Here is a 20512-nt window from a genome sequence, read left to right as displayed (position 1 = left end):
GCTTAATCCTTGTCGGAGAGGCGGGCGATATCGCGATCGACGAGCTTGCCGATCGCGCCCGAGGACAGGCCGAGCCGTTCGGCGAGCACTTCCTCGGTGTGCTGGCCCAGATAGGGCGCGGGCGCGGGCGCCCCGGCTTCGCGCGAAGGGATATTCGCAAAGCTGCGCGTGGCGGGATATTCGAAGCCGCTGGGATTGGCGGGCGAAGCACCGAACAGCGGGTTGTCGGCCACCAGTGCGGCGTCGTTCGCCGCCTCGTGCATAGTGCGGTAGCGCTCGAAAGTGGTACCATGCGCCGCGAGACTGGCGGACAATTCGTCCCAGTCCATCCTGTCCGCGCGTTCCTGGAACAGCGCGAACAGGCGGTGGCGGTTTTCGAAGCGTGGCCGGTCGCCATCGGCGAAGCGCACGCCCAGCTCGGCCTCGAGCGCGGCAATCGCGTCTGCGATCCCGAAGGCGGCGACGAGGCCGTCCCATTGCTTGGCCGTCAGTGCTGCGACCATGAAGCGCACCCCGTCGCGGCTGCGGAAGTCGCGCCCGAACGCACCCCAGATCGCATTGCCCAGACGTTCGCGGTCGCCGCCGCGATAGAGCATCTCGGCCAATGCGCCGCTGTTGGCCATGGTCCCGATCGCGACATCGCCCAGCGGCACGCGCAATTCGCTGCCCTGGCCCGTCGCATCGCGCTGGCGCAGCGCGGCGAGCAGCGCGAAGGCGCAATAGGCGCCGGTGATGAAGTCCCATGCGGGCAGTACCTGGTTGACCGGCGGCGCATTGGCCATGTCCCAGTCCTCGGGCCCGCACATCAGCGGATAGCCGCTTGCCGCGTTGACGGTGAAATCCATCGCCTGGCGCCCATCGTGCCAGCCCATGATGCGCACGCTGACCAGTTCGGGCGCGCCTTCGGGCTGCTGCGCGGCGATGGCACCATGCCCGAGGAAGCTCTTTTCCGGCAGGTTGGTGATGAGATTGCCCGTGTTGGCCGACAGCGCGACCAGCAGTTCGCGCCCCTCGCCGCTGCGCAGGTCGAGCGCGACCGATTTCTTCGCCCGGTTGAGGTTTTCCCAGCTCAGGCTGCGGCCCTGCTCGGTCAGCATGTAGCGGTCGTAATCGAGCCCGCCTTCCTTGTGATCGACGCGGATCACCTCGGCGCCCAGTTGCGCGCAATAGAGGCCGGCGGTGGGCGAGGCGACGAAGCTCGAGGCCTCGATAATGCTCAGTCCGTCGAGAAGCTGGTACACGCTCAGATCCCCGCCGCGTAATCGCGCAGCATGTGCTTGGCGATCTGCAGCTGGAGGATCTGCGTGGTGCCTTCATAGATGCGGTAGATGCGCGCATCGCGGAAGAAGCGTTCGGCATCGTATTCGGCCAGATAGCCCGCGCCGCCGTAGATCTGCACCACCCGGTCGACCACGCGGCCGCACATTTCGGAGGCGAACACCTTGAATGCCGCGGCGTGCTTGACGGTGTTCTCGCCGCGATCGACCCGCGCGGTGACATCGGCCATCATCGCCTCGGCAGCGTAGATTTCGGTCCAGCTTTCGCTGAGCATCTGCTGGATCAGCTGGAAATTGGCGATCGGTTCGCCAAAGGCCTGCCGCTCATTGGCGTATTTGAGCGCCGAATCGAGCGCGCGGCGCGCATAGCCGGTGCTTGCCGCACCGACCGAGATACGGCCATTGTCGAGGCTCATCATGGCGAAGCGAAAGCCCTGCCCGGTCTGTTCGCCCAGCAGCGCATCGCCGGGGACGTGCACGTCGTCGAGCATGATGTCGGAGATATGGCTGCCCGCTTGGCCCATCTTCTTGTCGGGGCTGCTGGTCGATACGCCGGGCGTGTCCATCGGCACGATGAAAGCGCTGACATGCGCGTTCTTGGGCTGCGCGTCCTTCTCGGTGCGGGCCATGATCAGCCCGACATCGGCATGCGGGGCATTGGTGATGTAGCGCTTGGTCCCGTTGAGGATCCAGCCGTTGCCTTCGGGATCGGGCCGCGCGGTGGTCGCCATGGCGGCGCTGTCGCTGCCCGAACCGGGTTCGGTCAGGCCGAAGCAGGCGATCGCGCCCTCGGCGATCCTGGGCCACCATTCGGCCTTCTGCGCGTCGGTCCCGCCATTCTTGATCGCCGAATTGAACATGCCGACATTGATCGAGAAGATCGAGCGATAGGCGGGCGCGGCATAGGCCATCGTCTGCACGACCTTGGCATATTGGGTGGTGTTGAGGCCGGCGCCGCCGAAATCCTCGGGCACGGTCAGGCCGAACAGCCCCATCTCCTTCATTTCCGCGACGATCTCGTGGGGGATGCGGTCGTTGGCGATGACTTCGGTCTCGGCCGGGATCAGCCGTTCGCGGACATAGCGTTCGAGCTGGTCGAGGAACTGGTCGAAGGTTTCGGCATCCATGCCGGGGGCAGTGGTGACACTCATTGGGGAAGCTCCATTGGTTCCGGTCCGCCCGTTTCGCGCGGGGCCGCGGCGGGCGGCATCGCCCCGTCGTCGGGCACGAGGCCTTCGGGCAGGCGCCGCTCGTCAATCATGGCGGCCGCATCGTCGAGCGCGGCAGCCTCGCTCTGGGTCACGGCTCCGGGCGGCTGATCGCCCTCGCTGCTATCGCTGCAGGCGAGCGTGGCGGACAGCGCAAGCAGCGCGGCGGCAGGGGCGACGAGTCGGGTCATGGACGCGAAGGCTAGGCGTACACACGGGCCGCGCAAAGGACGTTACGGCGTGGCTGCGTCCGGAAGAACGCGGCGCGTGTGCAGGCCGGTCAGTTCGCGTCTTCGGCCATCGCATCCATGGCTGCGGCAGCGGTGTCGGCGGCGCTGTCGCCGGCTTCCTGGATCTCCGCTTCCTCGCTCGGCGAGGCGGTGTCCATCTCGACCGGGGCGGTGTTGGCGGCGGGATCCTCGACGGGCATTTCCTCGACATCGGTCAGCGCTTCGTCGGCGGTCATTTCGACGGTGTCGGCCTCGGCTTCGGTCGAGGCATCTTCGCTGCTGCCACAGGCGGCGAGCGCGAGCGAGGCGGCAGCAGTCAGGGCGATACGGAATTTCATGGCGGTTCTCTCTCCGGTTTCGAACTTGCGCGGCGGGTAAAGCGCAAGCGACGGGCGCTGGGCAAGGGGAAAATCGCGGTGCGCCGGTTGCGCGCGCCAAACCATCTGCCATCAGGCGCACATGACCGGGATCGCCAGCGCATATCATTCCCTCAAGGATGTCTTCGGCTTCGACGGTTTCCGCGGGCGGCAGGAAGAGGTCGTTGCGCGCGTGCTGGACGGGCAGTCGACGCTGGCGGTCATGCCGACGGGGGCGGGCAAGTCGCTGACCTACCAGCTGCCCGCAGTCATGCTGCCGGGGACCTGCGTGGTCATCAGCCCGCTGATCGCGCTGATGCACGACCAGCTGCGCAGCGCGCGCGCCAACGGCATCCGGGCGGCCACGCTGACCAGCGCCGATGCCGACTGGCGCGAAACGCAGGATGCCTTCCGCGCTGGCGAGCTGGACCTGATCTATGTCGCGCCCGAACGCGCCAGCCAGCCGGGTTTCCGCGACCTGCTGGGTGCCGCACCGCTATGCCTGTTCGCGATCGACGAGGCGCATTGCGTGTCCGAATGGGGGCACGACTTCCGCCCCGACTACCGCATGCTGCGCAGCATGCTCGATGCCTTCCCGCAGGTCCCGCGGCTGGCGCTGACCGCCACCGCCGACAAGCAGACCCGCAGCGACGTGATGACGCAGCTGGGCATCCCCGACGACGGGCTGGTGCTCGCAGGCTTCGACCGGCCCAACATCCGCTATGCCATTCGCCACCGCGACAACCCGGTGCGCCAGCTGACCGATCTGATGGCCGCCGCACCCGGTCCGGGGATCGTCTACGCCCCGACGCGGCGCAAGGTGGAGGATCTGGCGGACAAGCTGGCCGCTGCCACCGGGCGCGCGGTGCTGCCCTATCACGCGGGGCTCGATGCGGGGACGCGCGCTGCCAACCAGGCGGCATTCGTGACCAGCGAGGACATGGTCATCGTCGCCACGGTCGCCTTCGGCATGGGGATCGACAAGCCCGACGTGCGCTTCGTCGCGCATGTCGGCGTGCCCAAGTCGATCGAGGGCTATTACCAGGAAACCGGCCGGGCGGGGCGCGACGGCGATCCGGCCCAAGCGGTGATGTTCTGGGGCGCGGGTGATTTCGCCACCGCGCGGCAGCGGCTGGCCGAAATCGACGAGGCGCGGCGCGGTGCGGAGCGTGCGCGGCTCGACGCGCTTGCCGGGCTGGTCGAGACCGCCGCCTGCCGCCGCGCGGTGCTGCTGCGTCATTTCGGGGAGAACCCGCCCGAGACCTGCGGTAATTGCGACAATTGCCTCGAACAGCCGAGCGTGACCGATGTCACCGAGCTGGCGCGCAAGCTGCTCTCGGCGGTTTACCGCACGGGGCAAAGCTTCGGCATGGGCCACCTGCAGAAGGTCCTGACCGGGAGCGAGGACGAGCGCGTGCGCCAGCGCGGGCACGACCGGTTGAGTGTCTTCGGGATCGTCGAGGGCGAGGACGCGCGCCTGCTGCAGCCGGTCGCGCGGGCGTTGCAGGCGCGCGGCGACCTGGTCGCGACCGAGCATGGCGGACTCGCGCTGGGCGGCTCGGCGCGCGCGATCCTGACCGGCGAGCGCGCGGTCGAGATCGTTGTGCCGCCCAAGCGCCAGCGGCGCCGTCGCGGCGATGCGACCCCCAACCCGGTGGGCGATCCATTGTTCGAGGCGCTGCGCGCGCTGCGCAAGGAACTGGCCGAGGAAGCGCAGGTGCCGCCCTATGTCGTCTTCCACGATTCGACGCTGCGCGAGATGGCCGGCGCGCGCCCCGGCACGCTCGGCGAACTGGGCCGGCTCCCCGGTATCGGAGCGAAAAAGCTCGAAGCCTATGGCGAGCGCTTCCTCCGTGTGATCGGAGACCATTGAACCCCGTCACCCTGTGATATAAAAGTGATATCATAATTATTGGAGGGATGATTCGTCATGGCTGTCGAACTCAGGGGAATGAAAACCAGCAGCGAGCATCCGGGCTCCAGCTTCAGTGGTTATCCGGTGCTGGCGCTGATCGCGCTGCTGCTGGTGCTGGCGGCATGGAACATCGCGGGCAACATGCCGCTGCATGACGCCGACAGGGCCGCCAAGCTGACCTTCGTCGGCCTGCTGATCCTGCCGATACTGGTGCTCGCCTTCCTGGCGGCGGGCTTTTTCATGATCCAGCCCAACCAGGCCGCGGTGATCACGCTGTTCGGCGCCTATCGCGGCACCGAGCGGCGCGAGGGCCTGCGCTGGGTGTGGCCGTGGATGGTCCGGACCAAGCTCTCGGTCCGCGCGCACAACATCCATTCGGAGCGGGTGAAGATCAACGATCTGCGCGGCAATCCGATCGAAATTGCCTGCAACGTCGTGTGGCGGGTGGCGGATACTGCGCAGGCCAGTTTCGACGTCGACGCTTACAAGGAATTCGTGAACATCCAGATCGAGGCGGGGCTGCGCACTGTCGGGTCGCGCCATCCCTATGACGATTTCGAGAACGAGGAAGTGACGCTGCGCGGCAGCGCCGACGTCATCAACCGCGAACTGCTCGAGGAACTCAACGACCGGCTGAAAGCTGCCGGGATCCTCGTCGACGAGGCGGGCCTCACTCACCTCGCCTATGCCAGCGAGATCGCCAGCGCCATGCTCAAGCGGCAGCAGGCCGATGCGATCATCGCGGCACGGGCCAAGATCGTGCTCGGCGCGGTCGGCATGGTGGAGGATGCGCTGACCAAGCTGGCGCAGGACGACATCGTCGAACTGGACGACGAACGCCGCGCGGCCATGGTCAGCAATCTGATGGTCGTGCTGTGCGGCGAGAAGGACGTGCATCCCGTCATCAATGCGGGCTCGCTCTACCAGTAGCCATGCCCAGCCCCGCGATCCGATGACGAAGAAGGCCTTCGCCCTGCGCCTCGACCCGGCGGTCCACGCCGCGATCGAGCGGCTCGCGGCAAGCGAATTGCGCAGCGCCAATGCGCAGATCGAAATGCTGCTGCGCGAAGCGCTGGCAAAGCGCGGGATCGAGGTGCCGGTTTCGAAGCCGCCCAAGCGCGGCCGACCAAAGAAGGAGGAGGAGTGAGATGACAGTGATTCACTGGCTGAGCGCCGGGGCCCTGCTGGCATCGGTGGGCACCGCGCCCGTGGTGGCCCAGGAAACGCTGGTTGCCCCCGGGCCGCAAGGCGATCTTGCAGGAACGCTGGTTGCGCCCGTCGAAGGGCAGCCGCTGGTCCTGATCATCCCGGGTTCGGGCCCGACTGACCGCGATGGAAACAGTCCGCTGGGAGTGACTGCGGCACCCTATCGCCTGCTCGCCGACGCGCTGGCCGAGCGCGGCATCGGCACATTGCGGATCGACAAGCGCGGTATGTTCGCCAGCAAGGCGGCGGTAGCGGACGCCAATGGGGTCACGATTGCCGATTATGTCACCGACACTGCAAGCTGGGTTGGCGCGGCGCGCACTGCGACCGGGGCCGAGTGCCTCTGGCTGCTGGGGCATAGCGAGGGCGGGATCGTCGCGCTCGCTGCGGCGCAGGAGATATCGCATCTGTGCGGGATCATCCTCGTCGCTGTGCCGGGCCGCCCGCTGGCCACCGTGCTGCGCGAGCAATTGCGCGCCAATCCCGCCAATGCGCCCTTGTTGGACGAAGCCGAGGCGGCCATCGCGACTCTGGAAACCGGCGAACGCGTCGATGTCACCCCGCTGCATCCTGCGCTCCAGGGCCTCTTCGCGCCCGCGGTGCAGGGCTTTCTCATCGATCTGATGGCGCTGGATCCCGCAGCGCTGGCACAGCAGGCCGACCTGCCCATGCTGATCGTCCATGGCGGCGCCGATCTGCAAGCCACTGCAAAGGATGCCCAAATGCTTCGTGCGGCGGCTCCACAGGCCGAGTATCTCGAAATTCCGGCGATGAACCATGTGCTCAAGGAAATTCCGGACGGCGCGGCCGCAGCGAACCGCGCAAGTTATGGCGACCCCTCGCTCCCGGTATCGCGCGCATTGGTCGCGGGCGTGGCGGATTTCGTGACGCGCGATAGGGGAGCAAGCGAATGAGCGAGCGTGATGACGGGGCATGGTTTGCACCCAAACGCTTCGGCTATGGCGCAGGGCTGCCGATCGCTTGGCAGGGCTGGGCGTTGCTGGCCGGTTACATCGCGGTGATGCTCGCCCCCACCCCTCTCCTCGAATGGGATCCCATTCTCGGTACCGGCATTGCCGCAGCCGTCTGGATTTTCGCGACAGCGTTTTTCCTGCTCGTCGCAAAGCGCAAGACACGCGGCGGCTGGCGCTGGCGCCACGGCGAACGCGATTGACAGGAACAGCGCGATGGACGGAGTTATTCCGCCGTTAACCATTATGGGCTAGGCGTTGCCCATGGCTTCGCCTTTCGTCCCTCCTGCCTCGCGCCTGCCGCGCTGGCTTCTCGCCGCAATCGCCGCGGCGGCGGTGGGCGTGATCCCGCTGGCCGCGCTGCTGGCACAGGGGGAGGGCCGCGCCAGTTTCACCGTGGCCGAAACCGGCCGCGGCTACAGTTCGCTGCAGGCTGCAGTCGATGCGATCGGCGATAGCGAAGGCACGGTGGTGATTGCCGCAGGCAATTGGAACGAATGCGCCGTGCAACGTGACGGCGTGGTGCATTTCCGTGCCGAACAGCCGGGCGAAGCGCTGCTGGGCGGCAAGGCATGCGAAGGCAAGGCATCGCTGGTGCTGCGCGGACGCGGGGCCAGCGTCGAAGGCCTGGTGTTTGCCGATATCGCGGTTGCCGATGGCAATGGCGCGGGTATCCGTCTTGAAGAGGGGCCGCTGCGCGTTTCGCAAAGCTGGTTCCGTGACAGCCAGCAGGGCATTCTGACCACCAATGGTGTCGACAGCGAGCTGGTGGTCGACAAATCGACCTTCACCCGGCTGGGCACTTGCGAAAATTCGGGCGGCTGCGCCCATTCGATCTATGCCGGCGATTACGGCCGCGTCACGGTGACGCGCAGCCGGTTCGAACAGGGCACCGGCGGCCATTATCTCAAGTCGCGCGCGGCGCGCAACGTGATCGAGGGCAACAGTTTCGACGATGCCAACGGCCACGGTACCAATTACCTGATCGACTTGCCCAATGGCGGGACCGGTGCGATCCGCGGAAACTGGTTCGTCCAGGGGCGCGACAAGGAAAACTGGTCGACGATGATCGCCATCGGCGCCGAAGGCGCGCGTTACACGTCCGACGGGTTGGTCATTGCCGACAACGATGCGCGGATGGTCCCGGGGCTGTCGCGCAGTCCGGCCTTTGTTGCCGACTGGACCAATGACGCGCTGGTGATCGAGAACAACAGGCTCGGCAGCAACGTCAGGCGCTTCGAGCGGCGCTGAACGCTGGAGCGAAGGTCACCGCGCCGCGCGGTGCGTCGCCTCCAAGCACCAATCGCTGGAAATAGCGGGGCTCCGCCCCGTCGTAGCGCAGCGCGGGATCGCATTCGAAACCGAAGCGCGCGTAATAGGCCGGGTCGCCGACCAGCACGATCCCGCGCCCACCGCTTTCGCGCAGATCGGCCATGCCGCGCTTGATCAGCGCCGAACCGATGCCCTGCCTTTGCAGGTCGGGCGAGACGCTGACCGGGCCGAGCCCGAACCACCCCTTGCTGCCATCGGAGATGGTGACCGGCGAAAACGCGGCATGGCCGACGATCCGCGTCGCATCCTCGGCCACCAGCGACAGCGCCAGATCGCCTTCGGCGCGCAGCCGGTCGACCAGCTGCTGCTCGTCGCCGTCCGCATGGGGCATGTCCCGAAACGCCGCCTCGGTCAGCGCGAAGATCGCCGGTGCATCGCCGCCGCGTTCGGGCCGGATCGCGATCGCGGTCACAGCAAATGTCCCGACCGGTCGCGCTTGGTCGCAAGGTAATGGGCGTTGTGCGGGTTGTCGGGCAGCGCATGCGGCACGCGTTCGGCAATCGGTACGCCCACCGCGGCGAGCGCCGCGACCTTGGCCGGATTGTTCGTCATCAGCCGGATCTCCCCGACATTGAGCAGCTCCAGCATCCGCGCCGCAGTGGGAAAATCGCGCGCTTCGTCGGGCAGGCCCAGCCGCGTGTTCGCGTCGACCGTGTCGAAGCCCTGATCCTGCAGGCGGTAGGCGCGCAGCTTGTTGATGATGCCGATCCCGCGGCCTTCCTGCCGCATGTATAGCAATATGCCCCAGCCGCCCTTGTCCGCTTCCTGCGCCATCGCCTGCAGCGCGGCGGCGAGCTGCGGGCCGCAGTCGCATTTGAGGCTGCCGAGGATATCGCCCGTGAGGCATTCGGAGTGCAGCCGGACCAGCGGAATGCGGTCGGCCGATTGCTCGCCGATGATCAGCGCGACATGCTCGCGCGTGTCGTCGGGGCTGCGGAAGGCGACGATCCGCGCATCGTCGGCGGCGGCCACGGGCAGCCGCGCGCGCGAGGCGATCTGCAGCCGCGCGGCATTGGTAAAGGCGCCCACATCGGCAGCATTCAGCGCAACCGCTTCGCCGGCATTCTCGGGATCGACCAGAAAGGCGGGCAGCACGCCGGCGAGGCGGGCGAGGTCGAGCGCGGCGCGCGCCTGCTCCTCCCATTCGAGCGCCATGGCCTTGAACGGCCCCTTGAGCGGGTTGGCCATGTCGAGCGCCGGATCGGCGACCGCCAGCGCGGCCGGCAGGTCGAACCGGTCGGCGCCGCGCATCAGCACCGGCTGGCGCGGCGCGGCGGCTTCGATCTGGTTGGCCAGCTTGAGCGTCGCCGCGCGCGTGGCGGAGATCAGCATGGCCGATCCCGCCAGCTCGCCGAAAGCGGTTTCGACCGGTTGCAGCAGCGGGGCCCCTTCGATGGCGAGCGGCCAGCCGTGGCGCAGCGCGTCCACCGCCTGCGCCGCACGCCGTGAAGGGGAGGCCGTGCTCAGAGCGTGAACTCCGTCACCAGCGGCACATGGTCCGACGGCTTATCCCAGTCGCGCGCGTATTCGTGGATCGAATGGCCGGTGGCCTGCCGCGCGAGTTCGGGGCTGGCCCACATGTGGTCGAGTCGGCGGCCGCGGTCGTTCACCTTCCAGTCCTTCGACCGGTAGCTCCACCAGCTGTAATAGCGTTCGGGAGCCTTGACGTGTTCGCGCCCGATATCGCTCCAGCCATGCGCGTCCATGAAGCGCTGCAGGCTCTCGACCTCGATCGGCGTGTGGCTGACCACCTTGAGCAATTGCTTGTGGTTCCACACGTCGCTTTCGAGCGGGGCGATGTTGAAATCGCCGACGATCAGCGTCGGGCGGTCGACCGCATCGGCCCAGCGGGTCATCCGGTCGAGGAAATCGAGCTTCTGGCCGAACTTGGCGTTTTTCTCGCGGTCGGGCTCGTCGCCGCCCGCCGGGACATAGACATTCTCGACGATCATCCCGTCATGCTCGGTCAGCTCGATCCCGACATGGCGCGCCTCGCCATTGTCCTGCCAGTCGTGGCGGCTGAATTCCTTGAGCGGCGTTTTCGCCACCGTCGCGACGCCGTGATAGCCCTTCTGCCCATGCACGGCGAAATGCTCGTATCCCAGCGCGCGGAACGCCTCGTAGGGGAACTGGTGCTCCTGGCACTTGATCTCCTGCAGGCACAGCACATCGGGCGCCTGCTCTTCGATGAAGCGCTCGACGATGGGCATGCGCAGGCGGACGGAATTGATGTTCCAGGTAGCGATAGAAACCATGGCCAGCGACTTAGGACGCGCGCCGGGAAAACTCCACCTTTCCCTTTTCGCATCGAGCCGATAGCGCGGGGGGCGATTGCCAGGAGAGCTACATGATCCGGACCCCTTCCTTCGCCGCGCTGGCGGCATCCGCCGCGCTGTTGCTGGGTGGCTGCACCACCACCAACAATTACAACTATCCCGACAAGGCGCGCGCCGCACCGGTTGCCAGCGAAACACAGGCAGCGGGCAAGGCGAAGAACGTCATCCTGTTCATCGGCGACGGCATGGGGATTTCCACCGTCACCGCCGCGCGCATCTATGCGGGCCAGAAGCAGGGGCAGAGCGGCGAGGAATACGTCCTGCCGTTCGAGACTTTCGACAATGTCGCGCTGGTCAAGACCTACAACACCGACGCGCAGGTTGCCGACAGCGCGGGCACGGCCAGCGCCATGCATACGGGCGTGAAAACCCGGATCGGCGTGCTCGGCTACGGGCCCGGCGTGACCACGGGCGACTGCGCTTCGGGCAGCGGGCACGAACTGGGCCTGCTGGGCGAAGAGGTGAAGCAGCGCGGACTGGCGCTGGGCATCGTCAGCACCGCGCGGCTCACGCATGCGACCCCCGCCTCGGTCTATGCGCGCAGCGTGTCGCGCGACTGGGAAGGCGATACCGCCATTCCCGAAGACCAGCGCGGACGCGGCTGCAGCGACATCGCGCAGCAATTGGTCGCCGCGCCGTTCGATGTCGCGCTGGGCGGCGGCAGCGTGGCATTTTATGGCAAGCAGAACGGCGGACTGCGGCTCGATGACGGCGCCGACCTGCCCGGCGACTGGCAGGCCGCCACCGGGGGCCATTTCGTCACCACCGCCGCCGATCTGGCCGCAGCTCCTGCCGATGCGCCGCTGCTCGGGCTCTTTTCGCCCAGCCACATGACTTACATGGTCGATCGCGACGCCGAGAGCAGCGAACCCACGCTGACCGACATGACCGCCGCGGCCGTTACCCGGCTGGCAGGCGACCCGGACGGCTTCTATTTGATGGTCGAAAGCGGGCGGATCGATCACGGCCACCACGCGGGGCAGGCGGGCTACGCGCTGGAGGAAGCAGTCGAGTTCGCGCGCGCAATCCAGTGGGCGATCGACAACACCGACCCGGCCGAAACGCTGATCATGGTCACGGCCGATCACAGCCATGTGTTCACCATCGCGGGCTATCCGCGGCGCGGCAACGATATCCTCGGCTTCGTCGTCCCGCCCGCCGGCGGGGGCGGGGACGACGCCGATCCGATGCTGGCCGCCGATGGCCAGCCCTACACCACGCTTGGCTATGCCAATGGTCCGGGGGCTGTGAAGCACGATGCGGGCGCCGGCCGACCGACCCCCGAAACCGGGGTGATGGCGCATCAGCAGGCGCTGGTCCCCCTGGGCTCGGAAACGCATGCGGGCGAGGATGTCGCGCTCTACGCCAATGGCCCGGGCGCGGGCAGCGTGCGCGGCGTGATGGAGCAGAACCTGATCTACGACGTGATCCGCAAGGCATACGGCTGGCCGGCGGACTGATCGGCGGCGCGGCCCGGACCTTGCGTCCGGGCCGCCACCAGCACGGCGCCCAGACACAAAAAACCCCCGCACCGGGGGCATTGGTGCGGGGGTTTCCTGTGAGCGTTCGTCACGCTTGGTACGAGATGAACCGGATCGAAGGGGTCAACAGGGGGGAAACCCGCTTCGTGTCGTCTCGTGATGGTTAAATTAGGCCGGGGCCGATTGCTGTTCTATGAACGCGCCATTGCGGGATATCGCACACCGCGCACCGTTCGCCGCGAGGCCGTTTATCCCGGGCGACGGGATGAACGGCGCGGATCGCGGAAGGTGAACGCGCTGTCCGCCACCGCGACGCCATAGCGCTGGTTGGCGAGCTGCACCGTGGTCCGGTGGTTCTGCGAATCGAGCGAGACCCAATGCGTCAGCCGCAGCCCGCCGGGCGCGGCGCGGTCCCGTGCGAAAATCAGCGTGATCACGCCGAATTCGGGCCGCTTGGTGTCGCGCACCTCGACGCTGACCACATCGGGATGGCTGGTCGGGACCAGCTTGCCATACCGTTTCACGTCGCGGCTGGGGTCGAGCAACGCCCCCAGCGGCGAATTGCTGATCGGCCAGCGCTGCACCTGATTGACCTCGTAATCGACCATGTACATCGACTTGCCGTTCGACACGACGAGCATGGGGACGCCCTTTTCGTATTCGAAGCGGATCTTGCCGGGACGCTTGAGCGTCATCACGCCGCGGACCGTCTGGCCGCTGCGGTCGGTCTGGACGAAATCGGCCTTCATGGTGGAAATCCCGCGCAGCGCGGTCACCGCGCGATCGAGATCGCCTTCAGCCGCCACTGCGGGCGCAGGCGTAAGCACGGCCGATACGGGAAGCGCCGCAGCCAGCGAAAGAGCCAGCGCGGCGCGGATCGTTTTGTTCGATTTCGAAGACAAGGTGCTCATGCTCCTGCTGATAGACACGGAGCGTTGAACCATCACTGAACCAACTGCGTTCCCGCGGTTCAGCAAGGCGCGCCTTACTTGATCTTCGCTTCCTTGAATTCGACGTGCTTGCGGGCAACCGGATCGTACTTGCGGAAGGTGAACTTTTCCGTGTGGTTGCGCGGGTTCTTCTTGGTCACGTAATAGAAGCCCGTATCGGCAGTCGAGACGAGCTTGATCTTGACGGTTGCGGGCTTCGCCATGGCGTGTTCCTAAAGATCTGAAAGGGGCCGGTCGGGCCCGAAAAAACAAGGGCGGCGCGCACAGCACCGCCGTTCCGGCGCGGCCATTGGGCGATTCACGCGCGAAAGTCAAGCATCCGGCGGCGGCAATTTGCGCTGCCGGTCGACCCCCCGGCGGCGCTGCGCCGGCGGGCGGGCCTTTGCATTATCCTACCAGTCCACCTTGCCGCGCTTGGCTTTGACATCGCCGCGGACCTTCTTCGCCTTCAGCCGCTTGACCTTGCCCACGCGGTTAACCCGGCTCTTCTTGCGCTTGCGCGGCGGGTTCAGCGCCTCGTGGAGCAGCGCCACCAGCCGTTCCCGCGCGGCCTCGCGGTTCTGCTCCTGCGTGCGGTATTCGTTGGCGGTAAAGACGATTTCGCCATTCTTGGTCAGCTTGCTTCCCGCGATGTCCTTCAGCCGTTCGAAAGCCTCGGGCGGCAGGCCGATCTGGAAGACGTCCACCCGCAGCTGGACCGAGGTTGCGACCTTGTTGACGTTCTGCCCACCGGGGCCGGAGGAAGCGATGAACTTCTCTTCGGCGATTTCGAGTGCCCGGTCGGCAATCTTACCCATCGGCAAAGCCGAGCGCGGCGAAATCGCGCGGCAGCGGGGCGGCGGCATCGATCGGCGGCTTGCCCGTGCGCGGCACGGTCAGCGCCGCGGCATGCAGCATGGTGCGCGGCGCGCCCTTGCCATTGCCATAGACCGGGTCGCCCAGCAGCGGCAGGTTCAGCCCCGCCTGGCAATGCACGCGGATCTGGTGCGTTCGCCCGGTTTCGGGGCGGAATTCCACCAGCGTGTGTCCACCGTGCTCGGCCAGCACCCGCCAGTGGGTGATCGAGGGCTTGCCCTTTTTCGCGGCGATCATCCGCCAGCCCTTTTCCGCGCTGCTGATCTTGGACAGCGACAGTTCGATCGTGCCTTCGCTATCGGCCGGCACGCCCGACAGTACCCCGAGATAGCGCTTTTCGACCAGACGTTCCTCGAACGCCTTGGCAAAGCGCTTGAGCGCCTTGGCGTTGCGCGCCAGCAGCAGGCACCCGCTGGTATCGGTATCGATCCGGTGCACGGGCATGGGCGCGCGCTGGAAACCCAGCTTCAATTCCTCGAAATGGTCCTCGAGCGAGGCCCCGCCGCGGCGGGGGCGTTCGATCGGCAGCCCGGAAGGCTTGTTGATGACCAGCGCTTCGCCGTCTTCGAACAGGATGGGGATATGGGACATAGAGCTTTCCGTTCGCCCCGAGCGTGTCGAAGGGCCGTAGGGGGAGGGATGCGCCGTCCTTGGAGAAAAACCTGCCGCGCGACAAGCGGCAGGCGTGCGGGCGTCATTCCCCGACCAGCCGCGCATCCATCATCAGCCGCAGCGCATTGCCGAGCATGAAGCCGCCCGCGAGGTCCTCGATTCGCAATTCCGCTTCGCGCGCGCGGCCTTCCTCGATCAGTGTCCGGCGGAAGACACCGGGCAGCAGGCCCAGCCGGGCGGGCGGGGTCAGCAGCACTCCGTCGGGGCCGGGGACGAAGATGTTGGTCACGCTGCCTTCGGTGAGCAGGCCGTCCTCGCGTACGAACAGCGCCTCGTCGGCGTCATGCGCCTGCGCCACGCGGCGCGCTTCGTCGTAGAACCCGCGGTCGCTGGACTTGTGGCGCAGCCGCCAGTCGCCCGGATCGACGGGCAGCGGCAGGATAATGCAGCGGGCCGGCTCGCCCCAAGGCGCGGGCATGTCCTGCGCCTCGAGCGCGATCGCACCCGAACGTGCAGCAAGCAGGCGCACGCGGCTTGGCTTCTCCAGCACGAAGCAGAGCGCGTGCAGCTGGTTGCGAGCATCGTGCCGGTCGAAGGAGAAGCCCAGTTCTCCAGCGCTCGCCTTCAGCCGTTCGAGATGGGTCTCGAGCATGGCGATCCCGGTTTCGGGGACGAAGCGCATGGTTTCGATCAGGTCGAATTGCGCGGCCTGGTGCGCGGGCGAGGACGTGCGCGCGAAAGCGCCCTTGAGCAGTGCTTCGCGCCATTCGGTGCGCGGCTCGCTGTCGGCGACGATCGCCCCGCCGACGCCCAGCACGGCCTTGCCGCGGGCGTTTTCTATCTCGGTCAGCCGCAGCGTCCGGATCGCGACGTTGAAGGCGGCGTCGCCCCCCGCGCCGATCCGCCCGATCGCGCCGCAATAGGGCCCGCGCGGGTCGCGTTCGGCGGCGTCGATCAGTTCCATCGCGCGGATCTTGGGGGCGCCGGTGATCGACCCGCAGGGGAACAGCGCACGCACGAGATCGGCTGCGCCGCATTCCGGCTTGAGCCGCGCGCGCACCACGCTGACCATCTGGTGCACCGTCGGGTAGCTCTCGACCGCGAACGGATTGTCGACGCGCACGCTGCCCGCTTCCGCGACGCGCGACAGGTCGTTGCGCATCAGGTCGACGATCATCAGGTTTTCGGCCTTGTCCTTGACCGAAGCGGCCAGCTCGCCCGCCAGCGCGTCGTCCGCGGCGCTATCTCCGCCGCGGGGGCGCGTGCCCTTCATCGGCTTGGCCTTGGCCTCGCCGTCCTTGAGCGACACGAACAGTTCGGGGCTGAGGCTGAGCAGCCAGTGCGCGCCGTCGAAAACCACGCCGCCGTAACCGGCCTGCGCCGCAGGCCTGAGCGCGGCATAGAGGCCCAGCGGATCGCCCGAGAAGCCGCCCGCCAGCGGGAAAGTCAGGTTGGCCTGGTAGATATCGCCCGCGCGGATCGCCTCCTGCAGCTGCGCGAAGGCCTGCGCATAGCCGCCGGGCGAAAGCTGCGGTTCCAGCGGGCCGATGCTGCCGCCGCCCGGTGCGCGCGCCGCCAACCAGTGCGGCATTTCGGCAGCGGCGATCCGGACCGGTTCGCCGAACAGGCCCAGCCACACCAGCGGACCCGCACCGCCGCTGCGCACCGCCGCGCGGTCGGCCAGCCGGTCTTCGAGCGCGAGCCCGGCCTCATAGGCGATATAGCCCGCCAGCTCGCCGCTTTCGCGGCGCGCGTCATCGGCATCGGCAAGCACCCGGGCGACCTGTTCGGGACGGTGGGCGACGAAGACCCGGCGCGGCTTTTCGAACAGCAAGGCATCGGCTGCGCCCGTTTCACGCGCATCGTCGAGCAGGACAAAGGGCTGCCGTTCCGCCATCGGTGCCAGCCTTTACCGCAAGCGCAGCGCCTGTCGAGGGATTGCTTGACCGCACCCACAAGGCTGCGTCAGATGGCCGGCATCGGCGGGCCTGCGGAATGGGGATTGAGTGCATGAGCGAGATTTTTCTGGGACTGGGCGCGAATGGCCAGCGCCAGCACTTGCGGCTCGACCAGGCCAATCGGCACGGGTTGATCGCGGGCGCCACCGGGACCGGGAAAACGGTTACTTTGCAGGGCCTTGCCGAAAGCTTTTCGGCGCAGGGGGTGCCGGTGTTCGTCGCCGATGTGAAGGGTGACCTCGCCGGGGTCTCGCTGGCGGGATCGCCGCAGTTCAAGCATGCCGACAAGCTCGAGGCGCGCGCACAGGAACTGGGCATGGACGATTACGCCTATGCCGACAACGCCGCGGTGTTCTGGGACCTGTACGGCGAACAGGGCTTCCCGATCCGCACCACCATCTCGGAAATGGGGCCGATGCTGCTCGCACGGCTGCTCGACCTGAACGAGACGCAGGAAGGCGTGCTCAACATCGTCTTCCGCTATGCCGACGACAACGGGCTGCTGCTGCTCGACCTGGGCGATCTGCAATCGATGCTGGCCTATGCCTACGACAATGCGAAAGACCTGTCGGGCAAATACGGCAATGTGGCCAAACAGAGCGTCGGCGCGATCCAGCGCCAGCTGCTCAGCTTCGAGAGCCAGGGCGCCGACAGGTTCTTCGGCGAGCCCGCGCTGGAAATCGACGACTTCCTCGCATGCGACGCGCAGGGGCGCGGCGTCATCAACGTGCTCGCCGCGAGCAAGCTGATGCGCGCGCCCAAGCTCTATGCCACCTTCCTGCTGTGGCTGCTCGCCGAACTGTTCGAGAGCCTCCCCGAAGTGGGCGACCCGGACAAGCCGAAACTGGTGTTCTTCTTCGATGAAGCGCACCTTCTCTTCGATGATGCGCCCGAAGCCCTCGAAGACAAGGTCGAACAGGTCGTCCGCCTGATCCGCTCGAAAGGCGTCGGGGTCTATTTCGTCACGCAGAACCCGGTGGACATTCCCGAGAAGATCGCCGGCCAGCTGGGCAACCGCGTCCAGCATGCGCTGCGCGCCTTCACCCCGCGCGACCAGCGGGCGATCAAGGCGGCAGCGGAGACCTTCCGCATCAATCCCGAACTCGATGTCGAGCAGGCGATCACCGAGCTCAAGGTGGGCGAGGCGCTGGTCTCGACGCTCGACGGGGACGGCGCGCCCACCGTGGTCCAGCGGACGCTGATCAAGCCTCCGCAATCGCGGCTTGGCCCGGTGACCGAGAAGGAACGCGCGATCGTCAATTCGGTGAGCGCGGTCGATGGCAAATACGACGTCGCGGTCGATCGTGAAAGCGCCGAGGAAGTGCTTGCTGCCAAGGCCGCCGACGCCGCCGCCACTGCCGAGGAAGTCGCCGAGAAGGGCGAGAAGGAAGTGCGCAAGCGCAGCCGCAAGACCACTTCGCTATGGGAGCGTGCAGGCAAGGCCGCGGCAGGGGCCGCCGCCAGTAGCGCGGCCTCGATCATCGCGGCCAAGGTGATGGGCCGGACCAGCCGTGCCAATCCGGTGCGCACTGCGGCAACCTCTGCGGCGGGGACGATCGCCACCGAATTCGGCGGCAGCATCGCGGGCCGTTTCGTCCGCAATCTGGTCGGCGGCCTGATGCGCTAGAGCGGCAGGCGGATCTCGGCGCGCAGGCCGCCCTGCGCGCGATTGGCGAGCGACAGCGTGCCGCCATGCTGTTCGGCCACCGCACGCGCCAGCGTCAGCCCCAGCCCCGACCCGCCCGTTTCGCGATTGCGGCTGGCCTCGCCGCGCGTGAACGGTTCGAGCATGTCGTGGATGCGCTCTTCGGGGATGCCGGGGCCACCATCTTCCACCCGCAGCACCGCCATGCCGCTCTCGCGCAGCACGCTGACATTCGCCGTGCCGGCATAGCGCAGCGCATTGGTGACCAGGTTGCGCAGCCCGCGCTTGAGCCAGGTGAGATGGACCGCCGCGGCGATGCGGCTCCCGCTGGCAAGCGTGACCGGCTGGCCCATGTCCTCGAATTCCTCGATCACCGAAGCGGCCAGCGCGCCCAGTTCGGTCATCTCGGGCGCGGCATCGCTGCGCCCGATCCGCGCGAGCGAAAGGATCTCGTCGAGCGTGCGGGTGATGTCCTCGATCGTGGCCGCCATCTTTGCCCGTGCGGCTTCGTCCTCGACGCTTTCGATGCGCACGCGCAGCGCCGCCAGCGGGGTCTTGAGATCGTGGCCGATCGCCCCGAGCATGACGTCCTTCTCGTCGAGCATCGAACCGATCCGCGCCTCCATCGCATTATGCGCGTGGATCAGCCGACGGACATCGTCGGGACCGCTCGGGCTGAGCGGATCGCCGGGGACCGCGCCGCTGCCGAAACGCCGCGTGCGCTCGGCCAGCGCGGCCAGCGGGCGGGTGATACGCCGCAGGACGAAATAGAGCAGGCCGACCAGCACGAGGAACAGGATCACCGTCTGCAGCACCAGCGAGCGCACGGGTCCGCGATCGGGCGGTGGCACGGCAAGGCGCGCGACCTGCCAGTCGTCGCTGCCCGCCTGCCTCAGCCCCACGACCAGCAATGTCTCGCGGTTTGCGGGCAGCCGCTCGCGCCATTCGGGGGAATCGGCCGCGGACTGCGCGATCAGCGGATCGGCCGATACGTCGCGCTCGGTCGCGACCACTTCGGCCACGGCCAGCCCCTGCCGTTCGAGCTGCTGGGTTATGGTGGCTTCGCGCGCGGGGTTGCGGCTCTCGCCGGGAAGCAGCGGAACGGCAGCCGTCTCGGTAAAGCGGATTCGGCGGGGAAGGCGCAGGCCGCGCTCGGCACCGGGGATGCGGCGGGTGATCGAACGCGGCGGTCCGGGGGCACGCCGCTCGCCGCGCAGATCGCGCCGTTGGCCGCCCAGCAATTGGAAACTGGCGGCACTGGCCAGTGCGAACTCGCGCCGTTCGGATGCGGCCCGGTACAGCATGACTGCCGAAATCGCCTGTGCGATCAGCAGCGCCGCGGCCAGTGCCAGCATGACCTGGCCCAGCAGGCTGCGCGGCAGTAGCCGCGTCATGCCGTCTCGCCGCGCGCGACGCGCGTCACTTCGGCGCCGAAGCGATAGCCGCCGCCGCGCACGGTCTGGATGAAATGGGGATTGCGGCTGTCGGTTTCGATCTTGCGTCTCAGCCGGCTGATCTGGTTGTCGACCGCGCGGTCGAACAATTGGGCTTCGCGCCCCTGCACCATATCGAGCAGGCGGTCGCGGTCGAGCACCTGGCGCGGATGATCGCAAAACGCCCGGAGCATGCGGAACTCGGCAGTCGACAGCGGTACGAGCGCGCCGGTCGGATCGGTCAGCCGGTGCTTGAGCGGATCGAGCTGCCAGTCCTCGAAATGGTAGAGCAGTTCCTCGTCCGCTGCCGCAGCGGCCGGCCGTTCGGCGCGGCGCAGCACCGAACGGATGCGCGCCACCAGCTCGCGCGGTTCGAACGGCTTGGTGACATAATCGTCGGCGCCGATTTCCAATCCGATGATCCGGTCCATCGCTTCGCCCTTGGCGGTCAGCAGGATCGTGGGCAGGCCGCGGCTTTCGACGAGGTGGCGGCACAGCGACAAGCCGTCCTCGCCCGGCATCATGATGTCGAGCAGGGCGAGATCGGGCAATTCCTGCGCGATCAGCGTGCGCGCCTGCGCGGCGCTGTCCGCCTCGCGCACGACGAACCCCTGGCGGGAGAGATACTCCGCCAGGGGTTCGCGCAGGCTGGGCTCGTCATCGACGAGCAGGATGGAGGTGGGCGCGGGTTCGGTCATAGGTCTTGCACTTGCGCGCCTACCGTCCAGCGGTCCATGCGATCAAGCG

General features: G+C 67.4%; 22 protein-coding genes. 8 read left to right on the top strand and 14 right to left on the bottom strand.

All coding sequences use genetic code 11. The features are described 5' to 3' along the window. Positions 1-2 precede the first annotated feature (2 nt). The 4 genes from SJY12_RS09610 to SJY12_RS09595 all read right to left on the bottom strand — a co-directional run bounded on the left by SJY12_RS09610 (position 3) and on the right by SJY12_RS09595 (position 3053). Positions 3-1241 carry a CoA transferase gene (locus SJY12_RS09610; RefSeq protein WP_397505220.1) on the bottom strand — a complete coding sequence of 413 codons (1239 nt, stop codon included), beginning with the start codon at positions 1239-1241 and terminating at the stop codon, positions 3-5. Between the two features lie 2 nt (positions 1242-1243). Next, positions 1244-2428: an acyl-CoA dehydrogenase family protein gene (locus tag SJY12_RS09605; protein WP_397505218.1), complete on the bottom strand. Its 1185-nt coding sequence runs from the start codon at positions 2426-2428 to the stop codon at positions 1244-1246. Continuing rightward, the gene (locus SJY12_RS09600) at positions 2425-2676 is read right to left on the bottom strand and encodes a hypothetical protein (RefSeq protein ID WP_202392322.1); all 252 of its coding nucleotides are present in this window, start codon (positions 2674-2676) and stop codon (positions 2425-2427) included. Before SJY12_RS09600 ends, SJY12_RS09605 begins: the two co-directional genes overlap by 4 nt. Before the next feature lie 89 nt (positions 2677-2765). Continuing rightward, positions 2766-3053: a hypothetical protein gene (locus SJY12_RS09595; protein ID WP_063511608.1), complete on the bottom strand. Its 288-nt coding sequence runs from the start codon at positions 3051-3053 to the stop codon at positions 2766-2768. Positions 3054-3174: 121 nt separating this feature from the next. On the opposite strand from SJY12_RS09595, the gene recQ reads away from it, so the two are divergent. The 6 genes from recQ (at position 3175) to SJY12_RS09565 (ending at position 8414) form a co-directional block, all read left to right on the top strand. Further along, the gene (recQ, locus tag SJY12_RS09590; protein WP_397505217.1) at positions 3175-4944 is read left to right on the top strand and encodes a DNA helicase RecQ; all 1770 of its coding nucleotides are present in this window, start codon (positions 3175-3177) and stop codon (positions 4942-4944) included. Positions 4945-5001: 57 nt separating this feature from the next. Continuing rightward, the gene (locus SJY12_RS09585; RefSeq protein WP_050601632.1) at positions 5002-5916 is read left to right on the top strand and encodes an SPFH domain-containing protein; all 915 of its coding nucleotides are present in this window, start codon (positions 5002-5004) and stop codon (positions 5914-5916) included. After that, positions 5894-6133 carry a toxin-antitoxin system HicB family antitoxin gene (locus SJY12_RS09580; RefSeq protein ID WP_269062139.1) on the top strand — a complete coding sequence of 80 codons (240 nt, stop codon included), beginning with the start codon at positions 5894-5896 and terminating at the stop codon, positions 6131-6133. The genes SJY12_RS09585 and SJY12_RS09580 overlap by 23 nt, the downstream gene beginning before the upstream one ends. A gap of 1 nt (position 6134) precedes the next feature. Beyond that, a complete protein-coding gene (locus SJY12_RS09575; RefSeq protein ID WP_397505216.1) occupies positions 6135-7106 on the top strand; it encodes an alpha/beta hydrolase in 972 nt (323 codons plus the stop codon). Continuing rightward, positions 7103-7366 carry a hypothetical protein gene (locus SJY12_RS09570; RefSeq protein ID WP_230832137.1) on the top strand — a complete coding sequence of 88 codons (264 nt, stop codon included), beginning with the start codon at positions 7103-7105 and terminating at the stop codon, positions 7364-7366. The genes SJY12_RS09575 and SJY12_RS09570 overlap by 4 nt, the downstream gene beginning before the upstream one ends. 61 nt (positions 7367-7427) lie before the next feature. Next, positions 7428-8414, top strand: a complete 987-nt coding sequence (locus SJY12_RS09565; protein WP_397505215.1) for a right-handed parallel beta-helix repeat-containing protein — start codon at positions 7428-7430, stop codon at positions 8412-8414. On the opposite strand, the gene SJY12_RS09560 is transcribed toward SJY12_RS09565, so the two are convergent. The 3 genes from SJY12_RS09560 to xth are packed head-to-tail and all read right to left on the bottom strand — an operon-like array spanning position 8392 to position 10750. Continuing rightward, the gene (locus SJY12_RS09560; RefSeq protein WP_397505214.1) at positions 8392-8907 is read right to left on the bottom strand and encodes a GNAT family N-acetyltransferase; all 516 of its coding nucleotides are present in this window, start codon (positions 8905-8907) and stop codon (positions 8392-8394) included. The genes SJY12_RS09565 and SJY12_RS09560 overlap by 23 nt on opposite strands. Beyond that, positions 8904-9923 carry a GTP cyclohydrolase II gene (gene ribA, locus SJY12_RS09555; RefSeq protein WP_397505213.1) on the bottom strand — a complete coding sequence of 340 codons (1020 nt, stop codon included), beginning with the start codon at positions 9921-9923 and terminating at the stop codon, positions 8904-8906. The genes SJY12_RS09560 and ribA overlap by 4 nt, the downstream gene beginning before the upstream one ends. A gap of 35 nt (positions 9924-9958) precedes the next feature. Beyond that, positions 9959-10750 carry an exodeoxyribonuclease III gene (xth, locus tag SJY12_RS09550; RefSeq protein ID WP_397505212.1) on the bottom strand — a complete coding sequence of 264 codons (792 nt, stop codon included), beginning with the start codon at positions 10748-10750 and terminating at the stop codon, positions 9959-9961. A gap of 92 nt (positions 10751-10842) precedes the next feature. Between xth and SJY12_RS09545 the strand changes: the two genes are divergently transcribed. Beyond that, complete coding sequence (locus SJY12_RS09545) at positions 10843-12291, top strand: alkaline phosphatase (protein ID WP_397505211.1); 1449 nt, start codon at positions 10843-10845, stop codon at positions 12289-12291. 269 nt (positions 12292-12560) lie between these two features. On the opposite strand, the gene SJY12_RS09540 is transcribed toward SJY12_RS09545, so the two are convergent. The 5 genes from SJY12_RS09540 to pabB form a co-directional block, all read right to left on the bottom strand. Further along, positions 12561-13223 (bottom strand): outer membrane lipoprotein carrier protein LolA, encoded by a 663-nt coding sequence (locus SJY12_RS09540; RefSeq protein ID WP_050601640.1) that lies wholly within the window; start codon positions 13221-13223, stop codon positions 12561-12563. Positions 13224-13297: 74 nt separating this feature from the next. Beyond that, complete coding sequence (rpmG, locus tag SJY12_RS09535) at positions 13298-13465, bottom strand: 50S ribosomal protein L33 (protein WP_050601641.1); 168 nt, start codon at positions 13463-13465, stop codon at positions 13298-13300. 189 nt (positions 13466-13654) lie between these two features. Then, a complete protein-coding gene (arfB, locus tag SJY12_RS09530) occupies positions 13655-14059 on the bottom strand; it encodes an alternative ribosome rescue aminoacyl-tRNA hydrolase ArfB (protein WP_050601642.1) in 405 nt (134 codons plus the stop codon). Next, positions 14052-14708 (bottom strand): RluA family pseudouridine synthase, encoded by a 657-nt coding sequence (locus tag SJY12_RS09525; protein WP_050601643.1) that lies wholly within the window; start codon positions 14706-14708, stop codon positions 14052-14054. Before SJY12_RS09525 ends, arfB begins: the two co-directional genes overlap by 8 nt. A 103-nt stretch (positions 14709-14811) precedes the next feature. After that, positions 14812-16626, bottom strand: a complete 1815-nt coding sequence (gene pabB, locus SJY12_RS09520; protein WP_397505209.1) for an aminodeoxychorismate synthase component I — start codon at positions 16624-16626, stop codon at positions 14812-14814. A gap of 113 nt (positions 16627-16739) precedes the next feature. Here pabB and SJY12_RS09515 point away from each other — a divergent pair, with 113 nt between their 5' ends. Further along, complete coding sequence (locus SJY12_RS09515; protein ID WP_050601645.1) at positions 16740-18314, top strand: helicase HerA-like domain-containing protein; 1575 nt, start codon at positions 16740-16742, stop codon at positions 18312-18314. On the opposite strand, the gene SJY12_RS09510 is transcribed toward SJY12_RS09515, so the two are convergent. Beyond that, positions 18311-19726 carry an ATP-binding protein gene (locus SJY12_RS09510; RefSeq protein WP_397505208.1) on the bottom strand — a complete coding sequence of 472 codons (1416 nt, stop codon included), beginning with the start codon at positions 19724-19726 and terminating at the stop codon, positions 18311-18313. The two genes, SJY12_RS09515 and SJY12_RS09510, sit on opposite strands and share 4 nt — an antisense overlap. Next, entirely contained in the window at positions 19723-20463 is a 741-nt protein-coding gene (locus tag SJY12_RS09505; protein WP_397505207.1) for a response regulator, read from the bottom strand. The genes SJY12_RS09510 and SJY12_RS09505 overlap by 4 nt, the downstream gene beginning before the upstream one ends. Between the last annotated feature and the right edge of the window lie 49 nt (positions 20464-20512).

This window comes from Qipengyuania sp. R86523, assembly GCF_044596365.1.
In the GTDB taxonomy this organism is placed as follows: Bacteria; Pseudomonadota; Alphaproteobacteria; order Sphingomonadales; family Sphingomonadaceae; genus Qipengyuania; species Qipengyuania citrea.
Note: the sequence above shows the minus strand (reverse complement) of the source record. Positions and strands in the feature narration are given on the sequence as shown.